Genomic DNA, 20,902 nt, shown 5'->3' with positions numbered 1-20,902 from the left:
GCCTCTCCCGCCTCGACACCACGCTCACACCAGCCCCGGGAGCGCCCCGAACCGCGGCGCGGACACCTCGGCGATCGGGTCGCGGCCCTCGGCCTCGGCCCACACCTCGAGCTCCCGGCGCAGCGACACCAGCGCCAGCTCGTCGAGCGAGATCCGGTCGGACGCGACCTTGCCGGTCTCGTCCACCTCGCTCGACGTCAGTTCCCGCAGCAGCACCAGCCCGCGCACGCCCTCGGCGGGCTCGCGCAGGTCCAGCACCTTGAAACTCGTGCCGGGCACGAACAGCACCCGGTTCTCCACGCCACCGGCGGTGGGTTCCAGCAGCTTCGTGCGGCGGGCCGTGATCGACCAGACCAGCACGTCGGTGTCGCCGTCCAAAGTGGATGACGGCTGCGTGAGCGTGTTGAGGAAACCCCACTCGGTGAGCACCTTCTGCGAGCGGAACAGGTCCCACTCGGACTTCGACACGGACGTCGCGAACGTCGCCGGCCCGCGGTGCGAGGGCAGCCGGCTCAGGCCCGCGACCACACAGCGCGCGATGGGCACGTGCGGGCCGTTGGCGCCGGTGCGCAGCGCGCCGTCGATGGCCGCGCCCTTGGCCGAGAGGTACAGCTGCACGGCGACCGCGTCGGTGAGCACCTCGGCCGACGACGTCGACAGCGCCCCCTGGAACCCGGGGTGCTCGGACAGGATGCGGGCCACGGCGTTGGACATCAGGCCGTACTCCGCGCCGAGCGACTTGCGCAGCCACTCGCGTTCCTTCTCGGCACCACGCTTGGGCAGCAACGCGGTGGCCTCGGCGCCGGGAGTGGGCTGGAGGCGGGCTTCGCCCTTTTCGGCCTTCTCGGCCGGGGCGACGGGCTCGGTGGCTTCGGCAGCCTGGGCGTTCTCGCTGGTCTCGGCGTTCTCGGCGTTCTCGGCGGGGCTCTCGACCGGTCCCTGCACCGTCGGCGCCTCGACCGACGGCGGCGCCACCGGCGGCACGCCCGCGGCCGGCGGCATCCCGGCAGGCGGGGTGGCGGCCGGCGGCATCCCGGCCGGCGGCGTGGCAGCGGGCGGCATCCCCACGGGCGGCGTCGCGGCCGGCGGCATCGACACAGGCCCGGCGGTCAGGCTGGGCGGAGCCACCGGCGGCGACGGCATCCCGACGGGCGGCGCGGCCGGCGGAATCGGCGCGGGCGGCGCGGCCGGCCCCGAGAACCCCGTCGGCGCACCAGGAACCGGCCCGCCCGGACCCGCGAACCCGCCGGGCGCCACGAACTTCGACGGCGCAGACGGGCCGGCGGAAGCCTCGGGAACGCCGAACTTCGACGGCACCGGCTGCCCGGCAGGAGCCTCGGCCCCGCCCTCCGGAGCCGCGAACTTCGACGGACCCGCGAACGCAGTCGGGGCTTCGGCGCCGCCCCCTGGAGCCGCGAACGTCGACGGACCCGACGGGCCGGCAAGCGCAGCCGGACCCCCGTTCCCGCCCTCGGGCACGCCGAACTTCGGCGACGCGGACGGACCCCCGAACGCGGCCGGAACCTCGGCCCCACCCTCAGGCACGCCGAACTTCGACGGCGCCGACGGACCCGCAAGTGCGGCCGGAACCTCACCACCCTGGGACACAGTGGGACCCACCGGACCCGCGAACCCGGCACCACCGAGCTTCTCGGTCTGCCGGCCCTCCGGCTTGTCGTCCCGCCCGTCCCCGAACGGGCCGCCGGAGGAATCCGCCAGCGGCACCATCGGCGGCCGAGCCGACGTGATCGTGATCGGGCTGCCGACCCCGGCCAGCGAGCGCGGCACCCCGACGCCCGGGTCGAGGCGCTGGGTGATCGTCGGCTCGGAGCGCAGCAGCGCGGGCTCCGGCGTGACGTCCACCTCGAGGTCCACGGGCGCGGCCGGCTTGTACTCGCCGGGCACCACGACCTCCGTCGGGCTGGCCTCCAGCAGCGCCGGAGCCGGGGCCGCGTCACCCTGCTCGATCTCCGCCAGTGCCTTGGTCGTCACCTGCACGCGGCCGCGTTCGGCCAGCAGCGCGTGGGCGGGCAGGACGCGGCTCATCCGCCGCGTGTTCTCGTCGAGCCGCGCGAGCACGTCCTGCGCCAGCATCCGCATGCGGTCCGCGGCGTCTTCGCTCGCGGCGTCGAAAGTCAGGTTGTTGATCGAGTTGTCGAGCGTCAGCGCGCGCACGGCCGGGGTGTCGCGGCCGTCGTGGGGCGAGCGCACCAGGAGGCCGGACTGCACGACCTCGATCACGGCGTCGGGCGAGTACCAGTACACGGCCGGGGCGACCTCGTTGAGGCCGTGGATCGGCGCGCGGTGGCTGATCAGCCGCGGCGCCTGCATCGGCCCGCCCTGCACGCGCGGCTGGTAGCCGATCTCGCGCACGAACGTGGTCCAGCCCAGCCGTCCGTCGAACAGCACCGTGCGCACGTCGACCAGCTGCGGTGACCCGACGGGCAGGCCGGTGTAGAACGCGACCTCCTTGCCCAGCAGGTCGGCCAGCGCCTGGCCCAGCGTCGTCCCGGCCGGCACCGACATCGGCCCGTACTGGACGAACCGGGCGTTGGTCCGCACGTTCTCCGGCAGGCGCACCCACAGCCGGGCCGCGTCGTCGAGCGTCAGCGGCGGGCAGCCGGGGCAGCCCAGCACGATCGTCATCGTGTCGTGCTGCGCGGGCAGGCCCTTGACCAGCGCCGCGCGGTGCGCCCGCTGCCCCTGGTCGAAGCCGACCGGCCGCACCCACAACCCGCCCGGCAACGGCTCCGCGACGCCGCGCGAGCTCGTGGACGTCAGCTCCGCCGTGAGCCCGGAGTCCCACGACGGCCGCGGGAACCGCTTGGCCTCCCACTTCGGCGCCCGCCCCGGCTGGAACTTCACCCAGCCGCTGCCGCGTCCGGAGTGGACGAACAGGGCACCGCCGGCGCTCGGGATCACCGAACCGTCAGGCGCCAGCACCGTGCGGTTGATCCGCTCCGACAGCCACTGCCCGGCCAGCGCCGACGTCTCCCGCGAACGCCCGCCGATCACCAGCCGCACGCCACGACGCCGCCGCGGCAGGACCTTCGCCACCGACTCCCACAGCGAGATCGGCGAGTCCACCGGCAGGTCGACGACGACCAGGTCGTGCTCGGTGTCGGCCGCGACGCCCAGCGCGAGCGCCTGGGCCTCGTCGGTCATCCCGGTCGAGGGGTGGACGACAAGAGCGTTCCCGACCGTCTGCTTGTCGAGGGTGGTACCGGAGGCACCGGTCCCGCGGCGCACCAGCGAGAGGTCCATGTTCACCTTCGTCCTTCCTACCGGCGCCGGCCCGAGCTCCCGGCACAGCTGTCACGTGCGGCGTGGTCTATCGGTTCACGTCGGGATGCGCACCGTGTGCGACGGCCCGCCGGTGCCCCCCACTGGTGCAGACGGCGCACTGCCGCCGGTGTGATGCGCGATCAGGCCGTAGACGAAAAACCCGACCACGATCAGCAGGGCGAGCAGCGCACCGCCGAGCAGGCCGTTCCAGGTCCGCTTGGCGGGCACGTCGAGGTGGCTCGCGTCGCCCAGCACCAGGGCCGAGGTCATCCGTCCGATGAGGAACGAGTACGCCTCGACGTGGTCCTTCTGCGTCTGCACCATCTCAGCTCACCCCGTTCACGCCGTGAGCCCGACGGCCCAGCCGTAGACCCCGAACAGCTGCAGCAGGATCGGGATCACCGCCACCGCGCTCAACGTCTCGGTCCAGTTGGCCAGGTGGCCCCAGATCGGCAGCAGGCGCCGCGGCGGCGGCCGCAGCATCGCCAGCACCAGCAGGAAGAACACCAGCGCCAGCCCGGCGGCCGACGCCCCGCGCCAGTTCGCCTCGAGCGGCTCGATCAGCGACAGCGCGAGCAGCACCAGCCCCACCGAGCCGGCCATCGACAGCGGCACCCGCTGCCACGCGCCGAGCAGCGCCCGCGAGCGCATCAGCACCGCCGCGGCCACCAGGAACGCCAGCAGCTTCGGGAACAGGTCCTGCTCCGCGAGGAACGGGAAGGCACACGTGAACACGACCGCCGACGCGATGCAGAAGATCGTGAGGTAACCGTCGGCGTAGGCCGTCTGCCTCACCATCTGCTCCGCGGGCGCGGGCTCGATGTCGTACTGCAGCTCCGACGCGGTGCGCGGCAGCTGCGGGCCGCGGATGCGCGCAAACCGGATGCCGATGCGGGGCGCGAACACGAGCACCGCGATCAGCACGGCCGACACGAGGCCCGCCGTCTGCGTCGTGGTCAGCCCGACGCCGAGGTGCAGCCACATCGAGAGAGCACCGGCGACGCCCGTCGCCACCACCGTGCCGAACGGCACGAACGGCAGCCCCGGCGACCACGCCGCGCGCCCGCCGATGAGCAGCCCGCCGGCCAGCGCGAACGTCAGCGAGCCGACGAGGATCGGCGCGCCCTGCAGGTCGAACGCGGCGCCGACCCCGGCCACGCCGACGGCACCGGCGATGGCCGCGAACCCGCAGCCGCCGAGGCCGAGCAGCAGGAGCAGCGCCTCGTCCTCGGACCGCACGCCGCACGAGACCGCGGCCACGACCAGGCCGAGCGCCACGACGGCGGTCCCGATCGCGGACAGGCCCAGCGGGCCCGGCATGAGCAGGATCCACGCGAGCACGACCTGCGCGAAGATCGCGAAGCCGAGGAACAGCCAGCGGTTGAACTCCGGCTTCCAGCGGCCGGGCTGGCGGCTGACGGCGGTGGCCATGCCGTCGGCGATGTCGTCGAAGTCGAGCTCCGGCAGCGGGTCCTGGCGGGGGCGGAGGTGAAACTCCTCGCCCTCCTTCCAGTCCAGCGACTCCGGCGTGCCGGCCGCGTCGAGCGGGGCCTCACCGAGCCGCTGCAGCACCCACGTGTCGGCCAGGTCCTCGCGGCCGCCGGTGTGGCGCAGCAACACCGGCAGCAGGCTCGTGAGCGGCACCGACATCGGCACGGCCAGGTCGGCCCGCCCCTGCGGCCCATACACCGTGATCCGGCAGAGCTCGCCCTGCATGGCTGTCAACGTCCGCTCCTTCCAGCGCGCGCGTTGTGTCGGGAAGTGCTCATCGCAGGCCGCCCACCAGCTGCTGCTGTTCGGCTTCCGCGCCCAGCGGCACGTAGCCGGTCTGCACGAGCTTCACGCCGCGGCGGGTGACCAGCTGCGCGCGGCCCGCGGGCAGGTTGCGCGGGGTCGCCTCGCCGAGGAACTTGCCCTCTTCCTTCGGGTAGGAGAAGACCACGCCGGGGCTGCCGAGCTCCCAGGCGCGGCGGATGACCGCGTCGCTCAGGGCCCGCATCGCGCCGGAGGTGCTGCGCGCGACGATGAGGTGGAAGCCGATGTAGGAACCCTGCGACAGCAGCGAAAGCAGCGGTTCCAGCGGCGAGCCCATGCCGCCGGTGAGCAGCTGGTAGTCGTCGACCACGAAGAACAACCGGGGGCCCGTCCACCAGTCGCGGCGCTTGAGCCGGTCGGCGGTGATCGACTGGTCCGGCACGCGCGGGGTGAGCGACACGCTCGCCTGCCCGGCCAGCTCCTGCAACGCCTCCGTGGTGGTGGCGTAGCCGACGCGGTAGGCCTCGGGGACCTCCGTGTCGAGCATGCGGCTCGGGTCGGCGAGCACGATCTTCGCCTCGCTCGGCTGGTAGCGCGCGAGCACCGAGCGGATGACCAGCCGCAGCAGGTTGGTCTTGCCGGTCTCGTTGTCGCCGAAGGTGAGCAGGTGCGGCGTGGCCTCGAAGTTGTGCCACACCGGCAGCAGCCGCTGTTCGTCCTGGCCCAGCGCGATCCGCAGGTCGCCGTCCGGGCGCGGGAGCTCGCTGATCGGCAGCGTGTTCGGCAGCATCCGCACCGCCGGGGCCTTGCGGCCCGGCCAGAACGTGTGCACCTCTTCGGCCACGGCCTTGGTCGCCGCCGCCAGGTCGTCGGTCGCCGAGCTGCCGTCCATGCGCGGCAACGCCGCCAGGAAGTGCAGCCCGTCCGGCGTCATGCCGCGGCCGGGCTGGTTCGGCACCGTCTTGGCCTTGCGCGAACCGATCTCCGACTCCATCGGGTCGCCCAGGCGCAGCTCGAACCGCGTCTGCAGCAGGTCACGCAGGTACGGGCGGATCTCCGACCAGCGCGTGGACGCGATCACCACGTGGATGCCGAACGACAGACCGCGCGAGGCCAGCTCGCCGATCTTCTGCTCCAGCTCCGAGTAGTCGTTTTTGAGGCTGTACCAGCCGTCGATGACCAGGAAGACGTCGCCGAACGGGTCGTCGACCTGGCCGCGCCGGCGCAGCTGCCGGTAGACCTCCATCGACTCGACGCCGCGGTCGGAGAACACGTTCTCGCGGTACTCCATGATCTGCGAGATCTCTTCGATGGTCCGCACCACGCGGTCGCGTTCGAGGCGCGTGGCGACCGAGCCGACGTGCGGCAGGCCGCTGATCGACATGATGCCGCCACCGCCGAAGTCCAGCCCGTAGAACTGCACCTCCTGCGGCGTGTGCGTCATCGCCAGCGCCAGCACGAGCGTGCGGACGATGGTCGACTTGCCCGTCTTCGGACCACCGACCACGGCCACGTGACCCGCCGCGCTGGACAGGTCGGCCATCAGCAGCTCGCGCACCTGCTCGAACGGCCGGTCGATCATGCCCATCGGCACGCGCAGGCGGCCGTGGTGCGCCGGGTCCTGCACGCTCATGCCGCGCACCGGGTCCGGCAGCACGCTGGGCAGCAGCGAGTCGAGGCTCGGCGACTCCGCCAGCGGCGGCAGCCACACCTGCCGCGCCGCCGGGCCCGCGCCCGTGAGGCGGTCGACGAACACGTCGGCCAGCGTCGGACCGGTCGGCGCCGCGTCGAGAGCGTCCACATCGGACATCTTCTTCTCGGCGGGGTCCGGTTCGTCGTCGCGGATGATGAACCGGCTCGGGCGCGCCTGGGTGAAGAACGGCACCACCTCGCGGCTCACGCGCGCCGCGTCCGCGTGGCCCTCGCCGTTGCCGGCGGGGACGGGACCGGACACGTACGCGGCCTTGAACCGCACCAGGTTCGTCGTGTCGATCTTGAGGAACCCGTTGCCCGGTTCCGAAGGCAGCTCATACGCGCTGCCGACGCCGATCACACTGCGCGACTCCATCGAGGAGAACGTGCGCAACGCGATCCGGTACGACAGGTGACCCTCCACCCGGTGGATGCGGCCCTCGTCCAGCCGCTGCGACGCGAGCAGCAGGTGCACACCGAGGCTTCGGCCCAGCCGCCCGACCGAGACGAACAGCTCCATGAACTCCGGCTTCGCGCTCAACAGCTCGGAGAACTCGTCCACCACGAGGAACAACGTCGGCATCGGCGCCAGCTGCTCACCGGCCGCGCGCGCCTTCTCGTACTCGTACAACGACGGATAACCGCTGGCGCGCAACTGTTCCTGCCGGCGCACCATCTCACCGTTGAGCGAGTCCTGCATGCGGTCGACCAGCGGCAGCTCGTCGGCCAGGTTGGTGATCATCGCCGAGGTGTGCGGCAACCGGTCCATCCCCAGGAACGTCGCACCACCCTTGAAGTCCACCAGCACGAAGTTCAGGATCTCCGACGAGTGCGTCGCCGCGAGCCCCAGCACCAGCGTGCGCAGCAGCTCCGACTTGCCCGAACCCGTCGCACCGATCAACATGCCGTGCGGGCCCATGCCGCCCTGCGCCGACTCCTTCAGGTCCAGCTCGACGATCTCGCCCTCTTCGGTCACGCCGATCGGGACCGACATCCGCGCCCGCTGCACCGCCCGTGGCCGCCACTGCGCCGCGATGTCGAACGTGTGCACGTCCTTGATGTTCAGCAACGCCGTCAACCCGAAGTCGCTCTCCAGCGGCTGCTCCGCGATCTCCAGCGTGCCGCTCGTGCGCTTCGGCGCCAGCAACCGCGCCAGGCCCTCGGCCTGCGTCACCGACAGCTCGTCACGCAACGCCGAACCCGCGCCCGTGCCGGCCGGGAACTCGACCAGATCGTCCTTTGTGGTCAGCCGGAGCACCTTCGGACCACCGGGCAGCGCACCCGTGACGTCCAGGAGCACCACGTTGCGCAGACCCGCGCCCACCAGCCGCGACGACTCCGGGATCGGCGCCAGGTGCGCCACGATCACCACCAGCGGCTCGGTCGTGCTCGGACCCACCGACTTGTCGTGGTCGTCGCGGTCGGCGACGTCCGGGCCCAGGATGTCCATCAGCTCGTCGTGGTCGGTCGCCAGCAACCGCAACGGGCCCGCCGGGTCGCGGAACGTCGGGTGGTTGTTGTGCGGCATCCACTTCACCCAGTCCCACTGCGACTGGGCCGCCTCCGTCGTCAGCACCGCCACGCGCAGCTCGTCCGGCGAGTGGAACGTGATCAGCTGCGCCAGCATCGCCCGCACCAGCCCCACAGCGGCCTCGGGGTCGCCGTCGAACTCCACACTCGTGAAGCTGCGCAGCCCGACCGCCGTCGGAATGCCCGACAACGTCCGGTACGTCTCCGTGAAGCGCCGCAACGAAATCGCCGACAGCGGATCCAGGTCCTCGATCGGCTTCGTCACCGGCGGCATCAGCTCCAGCGCCGACTGCTGCGACCCCAGCCCGATCCGCACGCGGCCGAAGTCGTCGTGGCTCACGCGCCGCTCCCACAGCCGCGGCCCCATCGCCAGCGACCACAACGAGTCCGGCGACGGGTTGTTCCACGCCACCGCCCGCCGCTGGTGCTCCGCCGTCGACCGCGCGCGCTCCCGGACCTGCGCGATGTAGCGCAGGTAGTCGCGGCGCTCGGCCTTCATCTTCCGCTTGCGCTCACCCGCGCTGCGCGTCAGCTGGCCCAGGCTCATGGCCATCATCGACACGCCCATGCCGCCGCCGAGCACATACGTCATCGGGGAGCTGCCGCCCACACCCGAGAACGCCAGGATCATCACCATCGACCCGATGCCCATCGGCAGCATCATCAACAGCGAGTTGAAATCCCGGGCCGCCGGCTCGGCGAGCACCGGCGGCTCCTGCAGGTCTTCCTGTCCCTCGGGCAGCTCCGGACCCGCGACCCGCGGGCCGCGCTTGACCGTCTCCGTACTCACCGGTGCACCTCCTTCCGAACCTTCCCCGTCACTCGAGCACGCCCGAAGGCCGGCTCGCCGGGCGACCCCACGCGGACTCGTCCTGGCTCAGCAGGTCCGCCATCGTGCGCTCGGTCTCTTCCTCTTCCTCGCCGTCCTCGGCTTCCGCAGTGTCCTCTTCGGACTCGAGCTCGTAGGGGTCGGGTCCGCCGTTCGTGGGCAGCTCGTCGGCGTAGAACTCGCCCTGACCGGTCCGCACGCGCCGGTAGGTCGACAGGTGCGGCGTGTCCTCCGTGCCGCCCGCGGGGCGCCACGGCTTGTCCGAGCGCTCCACCAGGTCGGTGACGAAGTCCTCCTCCCGCTCCTCGCGCTGCGAGAACACCGAGGTGGGCAGCAGGCCCGGCAGGAAGTCGGCCGTGCCGGCATCCCACGCCGAGGTGTCCACGACCTCCGCGGCCTGGACCACGGCGATGCGCACCTCGTCGGGCTCGCCACCGCCGACGCCGCCCGCGATCGCGCCTTCGCGGTCGTCGTGCGTGTCGTGCTTGTCGTGGTGCTGCTCGGCGTTCTGCGTGTTCTGTGCCGATTGCGTTGCCGGGGCTGCGGGGCTCGCCGGGGTCGCGGCCGAACCGGCCACGCCCCAGCCCGCTTGCACCGGCGGCACCACGACCGGAACGGCCGGGACCGCGCTCGTCGCCCAGCCACCCGAACCGGCGGCCGGCTGGTCGCCGGTGCCCCAGCCCGTGACGGGGGCCAGGTCGTCGGGGGTGGCCACCGGCTCGGCCGGCGTGGTTTCGACGGACGCCGGGTGCACCGGGGTCGGGTGGACCGGAGTGGCGTCCACCGGCACCGGGGTGACGGGCACCGCGGTGACTTGCGTGGTGTCGACCGGTGCCGGCGCGGCGGGCACCGCGTCGGGCTGCGTCGACCACGACGTCGCGGGCGCCGCCGGGGTGTCGCTGACCACGGCCGGGTCGCCGGCCGGGACCTGGCCGTTCGTCCACGGCTGCGTGGTGCCGTCGAGCAGGCTCGCGGAGTCGGGCCGCTCGGTCGCGGTGCCCGTCGGCGCGGGGCTGCCCGAACCGTTCTGCGGCGGGACGGCCATGCCCGGCGTGCCGGTGTTGTCGCCTTCGTGCACGACGGGCGTGTCGAGACCGTCCACGGAGGACAGTGCCGGCGGCGCCCAGTCGGCCGACTTCGACGGCGGGGTGTCCCCGAACGAGTTCGGGTCACCGACACCGGTCGGCGAGCTCGCCAGCCACGCGTTGTCCACGCCACCGAGCAGGCCGGCCGAGTCGGGCCGGTCGGCGGCCGGCGCGTTCGCACCCGACGCGCCTCCCGCGCCGCCCGGCGGCATCATCGGCATGCCCGAGCCGGCGCCACCGGCACCGACCTGGCCGGGACCGTTCGACGCGTTCGGGTCCGCCGGCGACTGCGGCAGATCCGGCGGCGGCACGAGGTTGCTCGAGTCGAGCCCCTTCACGCCGTCGAGCCCGCTGTCACCGGCCCCACCGAGGTCACCGGCACCGCCGAGGCCCGCGTCCGCTCCGGGCGGCGGAGCCCACGAAGCCGACTTGAGCGGCGGCGTCTCCCCGAACGAGGTCGGGTCGCCGATGCCCTGCGGGACGTCGGTGAGCCACGGCTTGTCGATGCCACCGAGCAGCCCCGCGGAGTCCGGCCGTTCGCTGCCCTGGTTGCCCAGGCCGCCCGCGCCACCACCCGCGCCGCCCGGCGGCATCATCGGCATGCCCGAGCCCGCGCCACCGGCACCGACCTGGCCAGGACCGTTCGACGCGTTCGGGTCCGTCAACGACTGCGGCAGATCCGGCGGCGGCACCAGGTTGCTCGAGTCGAGCCCCTTGATCCCGCCGGGACCGTCCGTGCCCGCGCCACCGAGACCGCCGACGCCGTCGAGGTTCGCACCACCGGCGCCACCGGTCCCCCCGGCGTCACCGGGCGGCGGCGCCCACGAAGCGTGGCTCAACGGCGGGGTTTCGCCGAGCGAGGTCGGGTCGCCGATGCCCTTCGGGATGTCCGTGAGCCACGGCTTGTCCACGCCACCGAGCAGGCCCGCCGAGTCCGGCCGTTCGCTCCCCTGGTTGCCCAGGCCGCCCGCGCCACCGGCGCCGGTGGGCGGCGGCATCATCGGCGGCGGCGGGATCGCGCCCTGGTTGCCGTTGTTGCCGCCGTTCTGCAGGCCCGGCGGCAGGTCCGACGGGTTCAGCGCGTTGCTCGACAGGTTGTTGCCGAGGCCGGAGGTGTCCGGCGGCGGAGTGAGCGCCGGCGGCTTGATGTTGCCGAGGCCACCACCGCCACCCGAGCTCCCGGAACCACCGGTGTCCCCGAGGCCGAGGTTGCCGAGGCCACCGCCGCCCTTGACGTCACCGGGAGGCGGCGTGAGCGCGGGCGGCTTGATGTTGCCGAGCCCGCCCCCGCCGTTCGAGTTGCCGTTGTTGCTGTCCGTCGAACCGGGCGGCGGCGGCAGGTTGGGCGAGGTGAGCGGAGGCAGGTTGCCGAGACCACCGTTCTGGCCGCCGTTCTGCCCGCCGTCGTCGCCACCGATCGAGCCCGGAGGCGGCGGCAGGTTCGGCGACGTGAGCGGGGGCGGCGTGGTGTCGAAGTTGCTCAGGCCGGGGCCGCCACCGGGACCTCCACCGGTCGTGTCGAGGTTCGGCGGGGCCACGCTGAGGTTGTTGAACGGCGGCGGATCGCCGACGCCACCGCCGGTACCGCCGTCGCCGCCACCGAGGTCACCGGGCGGCGGCGGGATGGCCGCGGCGTTGAGGGGTGGCGGATTGCCGGCGCCACCGGTCCCGTCGCCACCACCGGTGTCACCCGGGGGCGGCGGGATGTTGGGCGGCGGGACGTTGCCGCCACCGCCGCCGTCGCCACCACCGGCGCCACCGCCGGGCGGCGGGACGTCGGTGGGCGGCGGGATGTTCGGGGGCGGCGGGAGGTCGCCGCCACCGCCACCGGGCGGCGGCGCGGGGGGCGGCGGCGGTGGGGCCTGGCCGGGCGGCGGCGGCGTGTAGCTCGCGGTCGCGACGGTGTTGTACTTCCCGGCCAGCTGGTTGCCGACCTGACGCATGTCGTTGGTCATCATCTCGACCGCGTCGGGGAACTGCGAGATGAACGCCCGCCCGTCACCGAGGACCTTGCCGCGGGCGATGACCTGCTCGGCGTAGTAGCTGTCGATGTAGCGAAGGGTGTTCTGCGCCCACTGCAGGTAGGCGGCGGAGTTCACGAGCTGGGTCGGGATGTCGCGCGCACCGCCACCGCCGTCGGTGATCATGTGCACGAGGGCGTCGAACTTCCCGCTCAGGTTCGCTGCGAGCACCTTGAAGTTGTCGGCGGCGGTGCCCTTCCACGGCCCGTCGTCGCCGGCGAGGGCGGCGGTCTGGTCCTTGATGGCCTGGGAGATGGCGGCGAGGTTCAGCTGCGTCGTCTGGAACACGCCCGCGGCTGCCTGCAGCGACTGCCAGTTGACGTTGCCGTAGGCCCGGTCCAGGTTGTCCTGACCACCGGTCATCGAACCGCCGCCGAGGATGGCGGCCTCGATCTGCTTCCAGGTCAGCCCGTCGAAGTCCTTGCCGGGGTCACCGGTGGTGTTCGATTTCCCGTTGCTGCTGGAATCGGGCCAGATGCCGTCGTCGTCCTGCTGGAACCCGTTGCTGTTATTCGGGTTGTCTGCCATCTTCCCTCGTTCGCCTCGAACCTGGGACCGCCGCCCCCGTGGGACCGGTCAGCTGTGCTTGTTGCCCGCGTTGTTGATTTCGTTGCTGACGTTGCCGAAGTACTGGTTGTACTTGTCCATCGTCATGTTGTTGGCCTCATCGGCGTCGTCGTAGGCCTTCGACGCCGTGTTCACGGCTTCGGAAAGGTCGTGCAGTGACGTGATGAGGTCCTGGATCGTGGCGCGCGTGGTGTCGCGCACCCCGCCCGGCCCGACGATCGGCTGAGTGATCTTGCTGTTGGCGGTCGCGAAGATACCGGGCTTGACGGTGATGCCGTCGAGCTGGCCGGGCAGGTCCTTCAGCGGGCCGTCGGCGAGGGTCTGCATGTTCGTGGCGAACGTGCGCATCGCCTCGGTGTTGACCGCGGTCACGCCCTTGCCGGGGTGGTCGGCGCCACCGGGGACCGGGGGCGGCGTGGTGACGTTGCCCTGCGGGATCCACTGGTTGTTGACGTCGGGCGGGGTCTGGTCACCAGGGCTGTTGAAGGGGCCGCTGGTCGACGGCGGGGGTGTTCCCGTGCCGTTCGGCTCGGAGTCCGTCACAGTCTTCGCGGATTCGAAGACGACTGGGTCGAATGCCATGGCTGCTCACTGTCCTTTCAGGTCTGCGGACCCGGTGGGGACACCGGGGGCGCGGCGGGTGACCCACCGCGCCCCGGGGACCCGCGACGCCGGCATCAGCGCTGCGCGAACCGCTGCGCGTTGCCGCTCTCGGTGGTCGAGGTGCCCTCGTTGATGTGCGACAGGGTCTGCGAAGCGGCGTCGAGGGCCTGCGGCAGGACCTGGGCCTGCTGGTGGCACCACTCGTAGGTCGACTGGAACTCGTCGGCCGCGGCACCGGTCCAGTGCTCGCGCTGCGCCTGGATCTTGCTGTGCATCTCTTCCAGCAGCGAGGTGATCTGCTGCGCCTGCTGCTTGGCCGTGTTGACGGTGTCGCCCATGACGGCGAAGTTGATCTGGAAGTTGCCCAGAGCCATGGATCTGTCCTCTCAGGAGAAAGCTGGGGGTTGGTTTCGAGCAGATCAGAAGCCGTTGAGGCCGCCGCCGCCGATGGCAGCCGCCTGCGCGCGGGCCGTGGCGGTGTTGTCCTCGTCGCCGCGGTCGTAGTCCGCCGCACCCTGGGTGACGTGCTCGGAAAGGGTGGTGAGGCGCTGCACGATCTTCTTCACCGTGTTGTCGAACTCGCCCATGGCCTGGTGGAAGATCGTGGCGGAGTCCGCCCGCCAGGTGCCGAGCAGTTCCTGCATGGTCGAGTCCACCTGGCCCCCGACGCTCGTGATCCCGTCACCGGTGCTGGTGATCGTGCTCGCACCCTGACGCATGATCCCGGTATCGACCTTGGCGCCGTCCTGCGAAGCCATGCTCTTCTCCTCTGGTTGGGTTGTTCTTAGTTTGTCGACATGTAGTCGAAGCTGCTCTCCGCCAACACGACGTCGTCGTGAGGACGGTTCATCGCAAATGCCGTGACGCCGCTTCACACTTCCGAGGTTCGAGAAGGCTGACCGGAGCCGGCGAGGTAACGGTAAGTGAGTGCGCGGTGCCACGCGCTCTGTTGTTCCCTTATGGACACCACGTCGCGGACGCGGGGGCAACGGCGTTCACGACTGGACAAACAGGACATGGCCCAGCAAGGCCCGGGTGCGGCTGACCTGATCGGTCCGCTCCTTGCCCCTTTTTCCGCCCAGGTCTGCATGAGAGGCCATCGCCGGAAAGTGTCGGTGTGCCCCCGTAGAGTGCGAGCCGTGATCGACCAGCTCACCATCCCGACCGAAGCAGGCTCTTTCGACGCGATCGCCTCCGGACCGGAGGACGGCCGCCCCGTGCTGCTGCTCCACGGTTTCCCCGAGGCCGCCGTGGAGTGGGAACACCAGGTGGCGACCCTCGGCGTGCTCGGCCACCGCGCCGTGGCACCCGACCAGCGGGGGTACTCGCCGGACGTTCGACCGGAACAACCGGCGGAGTACGGTATTTCTACCCTGGTGGACGACGCCGTGGCAATGGCGGATGCGCTGGGGTGGCCGAAGTTCGACCTCGTGGGGCACGACTGGGGCGGGGCCGTCGCGTGGTGGACCGCGGACGCTCACCCCGGCCGGCTGCGCAGCCTCGCGGTGGTGTCCACTCCGCACCCGGCAGCTCTCGCGGCGGCGATGAAGACCGACGAGGACCAGCACCTGCGCTCGGCGTACATGACGGAGTGGCGCTCGACCCCGGCCACGGAGCGGAAGATGCTCGCCGAGGGCGCCCGCGCGTTGCGCGACATCTTCGAGCGCCGCATCCCGCCGAGCCGGATCGACGAGTACGTGCGGCGCCTCGAGGAACCGGGCGCGCTCACGGCCGCGCTGAACTGGTACCGCGGCGGCCGGCCGGGCGGGAAGATCGGCAAGATCGAGGTGCCGACGCTCTACGTGTGGTCGACCGAGGACGTCGCTTTCGGCTCCACGGCGGCGTTCGACACCGGCAACTGGGTCACCGGGCCGTACCGGTTCGAGATGCTCGAGGACGTGTCCCACTGGGTCGCCGAAGAAGCCCCCGAGGCCCTCACCTCCCTCATCGTGGCGCACCTCGGCAGCCACTGACGAAGGAGCCGGCCCGGGTTTCGTTGGCACACTGGAATTATTACTGACATCCGTCCAATTCGGACCGGTGGACAAGATCGTTCACCCGAGGCGGGCACGCGGCGACCTGTGGGCCGGCGGGTGTCACGGACCGTGCTGTCCGGTGTGGTTCGCCGCGGGCGGTTCGGGGAGCCGGTTTTCGCTCCGGGGTGGGGATTTCCCGTCGTCGCCGGGTTTCCGGGCGGTTGGCAACCGGGCGTCAAGGACCGGCTCGATGGTTCACCCGAGCCGGGCCGGACGGCGGGGCTCGGGTCTCGGTGGTGACGGATCGTGTCGGCCGACCGGGCCGCTTGGCGTTTTGTCCACTTCGGACTCAACCGTTCACCCGAGCCGGTCACGCGGGGGCGCGGCCGTCACGCACCGTGCCGCCCCGCCACCCGAACCGGGATGAACCACACGGCCACCCGCCTTGCGGTACCTCGTCCGTGGAGCTCTGGTGTTCAGTGGTCACGTGGACACCATCACCGAATCCGAGTCCGAGCACGTCGTCTTCGTCACGGAGGACGGCGTGCCGACGGGAGAGACCGGACCGAAGCTCGCGAGCCACCACGGCGAGACGCGGCTGCACCTCGCGTTCTCGTGTTACGTGCTGCGCCGCAGCGACCAGGCGTTGCTGATCACGCAACGAGCGCTGGACAAGAAGGTGTGGCCGGGGGTGTGGACCAACAGCGTCTGCGGGCACCCCGCGCCGGGCGAGTCGCTCCCCGACGCCGTGCGCCGGCGCGCGGCGTACGAGATCGGGCTGCCGGAGCTGCAGGACCTGGAGTGCGTGCTGCCGAAGTACCGGTACCGGACGCCGCCGTTCCAGGGGATCGTGGAGAACGAGTTCTGCCCGGTGTTCGTCGCGTGGGTCGATGGTGACCCCGAGCCCAACCCCGACGAAGTCGGTGGCTGGCGGTGGGTCTCATGGCCTGATTACGCACAGTTGCTCGAAGGAACTGAGGTAAACGTGAGTTACTGGGCCAAAGACCAGTACGCGCAGCTCAAGGGCAAGACGCCGTTTTCGTCGCTGGGTGGGTAGAACTTCGGTACGTGACAAAGCCGGGCCCTCGTCGTCCACTTGAGCGATATTCGCTTTCGCGCGTACCGATGCCTCAAGACCCCGCTCCTTTAAGACGACAACCATGAGGTGGCGGAGGTGGGTGTGGCGGCCGAGGACGAGCGCACGGCGGGTACACCCGCTCCCGATCTGCTGAGCCTGCACGAGTCCATCGCCGGCATGTTCGCCAAGCAGGGCGACTGGCGCCGGGCCTACGAGCACCTGCGGTCCGCGCTGGACATCGCGCGGGCCGGCAGCCTCCGGGACCCGCTGACGTCGAGCTACAACCGCCGTTACCTCGACCAGCGGCTGCCCGGGCTGCCGGCCGCGCGCGGGCTGGCCGTCGCGCTGATCGACCTCGACCGGTTCAAGCGCGTGAACGACACGTACGGTCACCTCCTCGGCGATCGTGTGCTGTGCCGCGTCGCCGACCTGCTGCAGGAAGAGCTGCCGCCCGACGGGTTCTGCGCCCGCTACGGCGGTGAGGAGTTCGCGCTCGTGCTGCCGGGCGTCGACGCGCCGAAGGCCGTGCGGATCGTCGAGGCCGCCCGCACGCGCGTCGCCCGTCACCCCTGGTCAGAACTTCAGCCCGGCTTGAATGTCACCATCAGCGCGGGCTTGGCGCACGCTTCCGCCGGCCCGGTGTCCGCCCAGCGGCAGCTCCTGCGCGCGGACAACCTCCTCTATGCGGCGAAACGCGCGGGGCGCAACAAAGTCGCCTATCACGACCGCGAAACGATACGCGTCATTACCCACTCTGAGTAACGTAAACGCGGGCCTACTCCCTTTTGCCTACTCCAATCTTCACCTGTTCGTCCGCTTCGGGCCGTCTTGGGTCGACTCATGGTGAAGAAATTCGCGGGAGGGTGTCGTCACGAACGGCGGGTATCCGTACGATAACGAAAACCTCCCGAGGAACGACGTGCCCTGGGAGAGCCGGAACGAAAGGCCCCGCCGCCGGTTCGTAAGCGCCCGAAGTGCGAAAGGAGTCCGAGTGCCCGACGATCGCCCCCTCCCCGGCACCGGTCGCCACTCGGACAACGGCACCCCCCGCACGCGCGCCGGCCGCCGCCGCTCCATGGAAACCCAGGGCGGCATCAGCGTCTCCGACGTCGTGGCCCGCCACACCGGCGAACGCCCGACCTTCGACACCGAAGACTCCGACCCGGGCTCCCGCCGCGCCGAACCCGGCGGGCGCGCGAACGGCAGCTCACACCTGGCGGAGTCGAACGGCAGCTCCCGCTTGGGCGGCTACTCTCCCGCGCCCGGCTCCCGCTCGGGCTCGCGCCGCGCCGATGACCCCGAGCCAGGCGGCAGCTCACACCTGGCCGAGTCCAACGGCAGCTCACACCTCGCGCAGCCCAACGGCAGCTCCCGGCTCAACGGCCGCGGCAGCTCAGCAGCGCCCGGTTCGCGCCACGCCGACGATTCCGGGTTCGATGGCAGCTCACACCTGGCGGAGTCGAACGGCAGCTCCCGCCTGGGCGGCCCCGGCACTTCACACCTCGCTGACTCGACCTCTTCCCGCTCGCGCCGCGCCGAGCAGCCGCCACCGCGCGGCCGCCGCGCCCGCCCCGACGACGACCCGCCCGCCGCACCTTCGGCGGGCGGCCCCGTGCCACGCGCGGATTCCCCAAGCCGGGCCTCGCACGCCGCGAATACGCCCGAGTCGCCCGTCGCGCGCGGACCCCGCCGGGCCGCCCCGGAACCGCCGTCGCCGCGCCGGCCGACGACCTCGCAGCCCCTCCCCACCGGCCGCCGCCGCGCCCCCGAGCCACCGGCCGCCGGCGGCAGCCACGCCGTGCCCGACAACGGCCCCGACTTCTCCGACCTCCCGGCCACCGAACCCCCCGGCCGCCACGGCACATCCGCGCCGCCCGAACCCCCCACCGGCCGCCCCCGCGGCCGCACCCCCGGCCCGACCGGCGCCGCCCCACTACCCCCGGCCGAACGCCCCGCCCGCCCCAACGGCCAACGCCCCGCCCCGAACGGCATGCCCGGCACCGGCAGCGTTGCCGCCCCGAACGGCACCCCGGGCCCGAACGGCATGCCTCCCACCACCGGCATGCCACGCCCCGGCGGCCCTGCCGGCCCGAACGGCAAGCCGGGTCCCAACGGCAAGCCGGCGCCGCGAGGCGACGCGAATGGCATGACCGGCGCAAACGGCGTGCCAGGCGCAGTTGGGCCTGCCGGACCCCGTGGCAAGTCCGCGCCGAATGGCACGTCCGGCCCCCATGGCTTGCCGGCAGCTGCCGGGCCCAGTGGCAAGGCAGGCCCGAATGGCATGCCTCCCGCCAACGGCATGCCAGGCCCCGGCGGTCCTGCCCGTGCGAATGGCAAGCCGGGGCCGAATGGCAGCGGCATGCCGGGCGCGAACGGCGTTGCCGGGCCCGATGGCAAGGCCGGGCCGAATGGCAACCCCGCCGGCAATGGCATGCCGGGGACCAACGGCGCGTCCAGGCTCAATGGCGGTGCCGGCCCCCATGGCAAGACTGGCTCCAACGGCAAGCCGGGACCGAACGGCGTGCCAGGCCCGGGCGGGATGCCGGGACCTGATGGTCTTGCCGGAGCGAATGGCAAGCCGGGGCCGAATGGCACTTCCGGGCCGCACGGCGTGCCGGGAGCCAACGGTGCTGCCGGGCTGAATGGCAAGCCGGGACCGAATGGCACCTCCGGGCCGCACGGCGTGCCGGGAGCCGACGGTGCTGCCGGGACGAATGGCAAGCGACGGCCCCAGGCCGGCGCGAATGGCCGGCCCGGGCCGAACGGCGCCGTCAATGGCAAGACCGGCATGCCTGGCAAGTCCGGCGTGCCCGGCGCAGACCAAAGCCTCGCGGCCGACGGCTTCGACGAGAACGACCCCGGCGCGGAAGCCGACCACAACAACGAAGCCGCCCCGGGAGCCGAGCGCACCCAGCTCACCTCCCCCGTGGGGGAGCGCACCCAGCTCACCTCCCCCGTGGGGGAGCGCACCCAGCTCACCCCGCCCGTCGACGGCAAACGGCCGCCGCGCCAGCGTCGGACGCCGGCGCGGCCCGCCGGGGTGCCCGCGCGGTCGGAGCTCGATCCGTTGACCATGACGGACGAGATGGAGGCGATCGACGAGGCGACGCAGTACCGCCGGAAGATCGACCACACCCTCGCGCGCTTCTCGGCCGCCCACGACGAGATGCTGGCGGAGGAGGACAAGCGGCGCGAGCGGATGGCGCGGCTGACCGCGCGGCCCGTCGCGTTGTTCGAGCAGACGCGCACGGCCCTGCAGCGCGTGGTGGCGCCCACGGGGATCCAGAAGGCGGTCCCGGCCGACGCCGACGACGAGAACCCCGAAGAGCGCGCCCCGCAGACCCGGCTGCAGGAGAAGAAGCAGCGCCACAGCGAGCGGACCGTCCGGATCGGGCGGATCGTGCTCATCGTGCTGGCGGTGCTGGTCTTCCTGGGCACCGGTGTGGCCTGGGGCGCGGTGAACTGGTTCGACGCCAAATTCACCCAGGTCTCCGCGCTCGACGAGAACTCCTCCGACATCCGCAACGCCGACGCCCAGGCCAACGACGAGAACTTCCTCATGGTCGGCTCCGACAGCCGCGACGGCGCCTCCGCGGAAGAAGGCGTCGGCACCGCCGAGAGCAACCCCGGCGCCCGCTCGGACACCGTGATGGTCGCCCACGTGCCGGCCGACCGGAAGCGCGTGGTCGTGGTCTCGTTCCCGCGCGACCTCGAGATCAACCGGCCCGACTGCAACCGCTGGGACCCCTCGAAGTCCGCGACCACCGACGAGGTCGTGTCGGGCCAGAGCATCGCGAAGCTCAACACCGCGTACGCCGTGGGTGGCCCGCAGTGCGTCACCAAGGTGATCCAGAAGATCACCGGCCTGCGCATCAACCACTTCGTGGGCATCGACTTCAACGGCTTCAAGGACATGGTCGACGCGGTCCACGGCGTCACCATCAACAACGAGAAGCCCATCGACGACGAGGTGCTCGGCAAGGTCCTCCTCGAAACCGGCGACGTCACGATCTCCGGCGACCAGGCCCTCAACTACGTGCGCGCCCGCCACGTGAAGGGCGATCCGACGTCCGACTACGGCCGCATCAAGCGGCAGCAGGCGTTCATCGGGGCGTTGCTGAAGAAGGTCATGTCGTCCGACGTCGTCCTCGACCCGGCCAAGCTGTCCGGCTTCATCACGGCGTTCGCGAAGGCCACCTTCGGCGACAACCTCGGTGTGCAGCAGATGATGACGCTCGCCCAGTCGATGCGCGGCGTGGACCCGTCCAAGATCAACTTCATGACCGTGCCCACCACCGGCACCGCCAACAAGCGCGGCAACGAGGTCCTCGTGCAGTCCAGAACGGACTCACTGTTCGACGCCCTGCGCGACAACACCCCGCTGCCCGGCGAAAAGACCACCACCGTGGCCAACGCGGGCAACTCGGCCAAGATCGACAGCAAGGGCACCGAAGGCTGACCCACGGGATTCGTTAGGCCGG

The 20,902-nt window shown here is 71.8% G+C and carries 12 protein-coding genes; 4 read left to right on the top strand and 8 right to left on the bottom strand.

All coding sequences use genetic code 11. The features are described from left to right. Window positions 1-24: 24 nt before the first annotated feature. The 8 genes from ACFY1H_RS03950 to ACFY1H_RS03915 all read right to left on the bottom strand — a co-directional run bounded on the left by ACFY1H_RS03950 (window position 25) and on the right by ACFY1H_RS03915 (window position 14,125). On the bottom strand, window positions 25-3,264 hold the full coding sequence (locus ACFY1H_RS03950) for a hypothetical protein (RefSeq protein WP_386944412.1): 3,240 nt from the start codon (window positions 3,262-3,264) through the stop codon (window positions 25-27). A gap of 75 nt (window positions 3,265-3,339) precedes the next feature. Further along, window positions 3,340-3,609, bottom strand: a complete 270-nt coding sequence (locus tag ACFY1H_RS03945) for a type VII secretion protein EccB (RefSeq protein ID WP_220245042.1) — start codon at window positions 3,607-3,609, stop codon at window positions 3,340-3,342. Between the two features lie 15 nt (window positions 3,610-3,624). Next, window positions 3,625-5,001 carry a type VII secretion integral membrane protein EccD gene (eccD, locus tag ACFY1H_RS03940; protein WP_386944851.1) on the bottom strand — a complete coding sequence of 459 codons (1,377 nt, stop codon included), beginning with the start codon at window positions 4,999-5,001 and terminating at the stop codon, window positions 3,625-3,627. Window positions 5,002-5,050: 49 nt separating this feature from the next. Beyond that, complete coding sequence (gene eccCa, locus ACFY1H_RS03935; protein ID WP_386944410.1) at window positions 5,051-9,052, bottom strand: type VII secretion protein EccCa; 4,002 nt, start codon at window positions 9,050-9,052, stop codon at window positions 5,051-5,053. A 28-nt stretch (window positions 9,053-9,080) separates the two neighbouring features. Further along, complete coding sequence (locus ACFY1H_RS03930) at window positions 9,081-12,725, bottom strand: hypothetical protein (protein WP_386944408.1); 3,645 nt, start codon at window positions 12,723-12,725, stop codon at window positions 9,081-9,083. A gap of 48 nt (window positions 12,726-12,773) precedes the next feature. Further along, a complete protein-coding gene (locus tag ACFY1H_RS03925; protein ID WP_386944406.1) occupies window positions 12,774-13,346 on the bottom strand; it encodes a hypothetical protein in 573 nt (190 codons plus the stop codon). 95 nt (window positions 13,347-13,441) lie between these two features. Beyond that, window positions 13,442-13,741: a WXG100 family type VII secretion target gene (locus ACFY1H_RS03920; protein WP_364051833.1), complete on the bottom strand. Its 300-nt coding sequence runs from the start codon at window positions 13,739-13,741 to the stop codon at window positions 13,442-13,444. Window positions 13,742-13,786: 45 nt separating this feature from the next. Then, window positions 13,787-14,125 carry a WXG100 family type VII secretion target gene (locus tag ACFY1H_RS03915; protein ID WP_386944404.1) on the bottom strand — a complete coding sequence of 113 codons (339 nt, stop codon included), beginning with the start codon at window positions 14,123-14,125 and terminating at the stop codon, window positions 13,787-13,789. Between the two features lie 381 nt (window positions 14,126-14,506). On the opposite strand from ACFY1H_RS03915, the gene ACFY1H_RS03910 reads away from it, so the two are divergent. The 4 genes from ACFY1H_RS03910 (at window position 14,507) to ACFY1H_RS03895 (ending at window position 20,880) form a co-directional block, all read left to right on the top strand. Beyond that, window positions 14,507-15,340: an alpha/beta fold hydrolase gene (locus ACFY1H_RS03910; RefSeq protein ID WP_386944402.1), complete on the top strand. Its 834-nt coding sequence runs from the start codon at window positions 14,507-14,509 to the stop codon at window positions 15,338-15,340. A gap of 490 nt (window positions 15,341-15,830) precedes the next feature. Next, entirely contained in the window at window positions 15,831-16,400 is a 570-nt protein-coding gene (gene idi / locus ACFY1H_RS03905) for an isopentenyl-diphosphate Delta-isomerase (RefSeq protein WP_366580514.1), read from the top strand. A 108-nt stretch (window positions 16,401-16,508) separates the two neighbouring features. Further along, window positions 16,509-17,183, top strand: a complete 675-nt coding sequence (locus ACFY1H_RS03900; protein ID WP_386944400.1) for a GGDEF domain-containing protein — start codon at window positions 16,509-16,511, stop codon at window positions 17,181-17,183. 2,026 nt (window positions 17,184-19,209) lie between these two features. After that, on the top strand, window positions 19,210-20,880 hold the full coding sequence (locus ACFY1H_RS03895) for an LCP family protein (protein ID WP_386944398.1): 1,671 nt from the start codon (window positions 19,210-19,212) through the stop codon (window positions 20,878-20,880). Window positions 20,881-20,902 lie beyond the last annotated feature (22 nt).

Source organism: Amycolatopsis sp. NPDC001319 (genome assembly GCF_042896185.1).
GTDB lineage: Bacteria > Actinomycetota > Actinomycetes > Mycobacteriales > Pseudonocardiaceae > Amycolatopsis.
The sequence above is the reverse complement of the archived record's forward strand: the minus strand, read 5'-3'. Positions and strand labels throughout refer to the sequence as shown.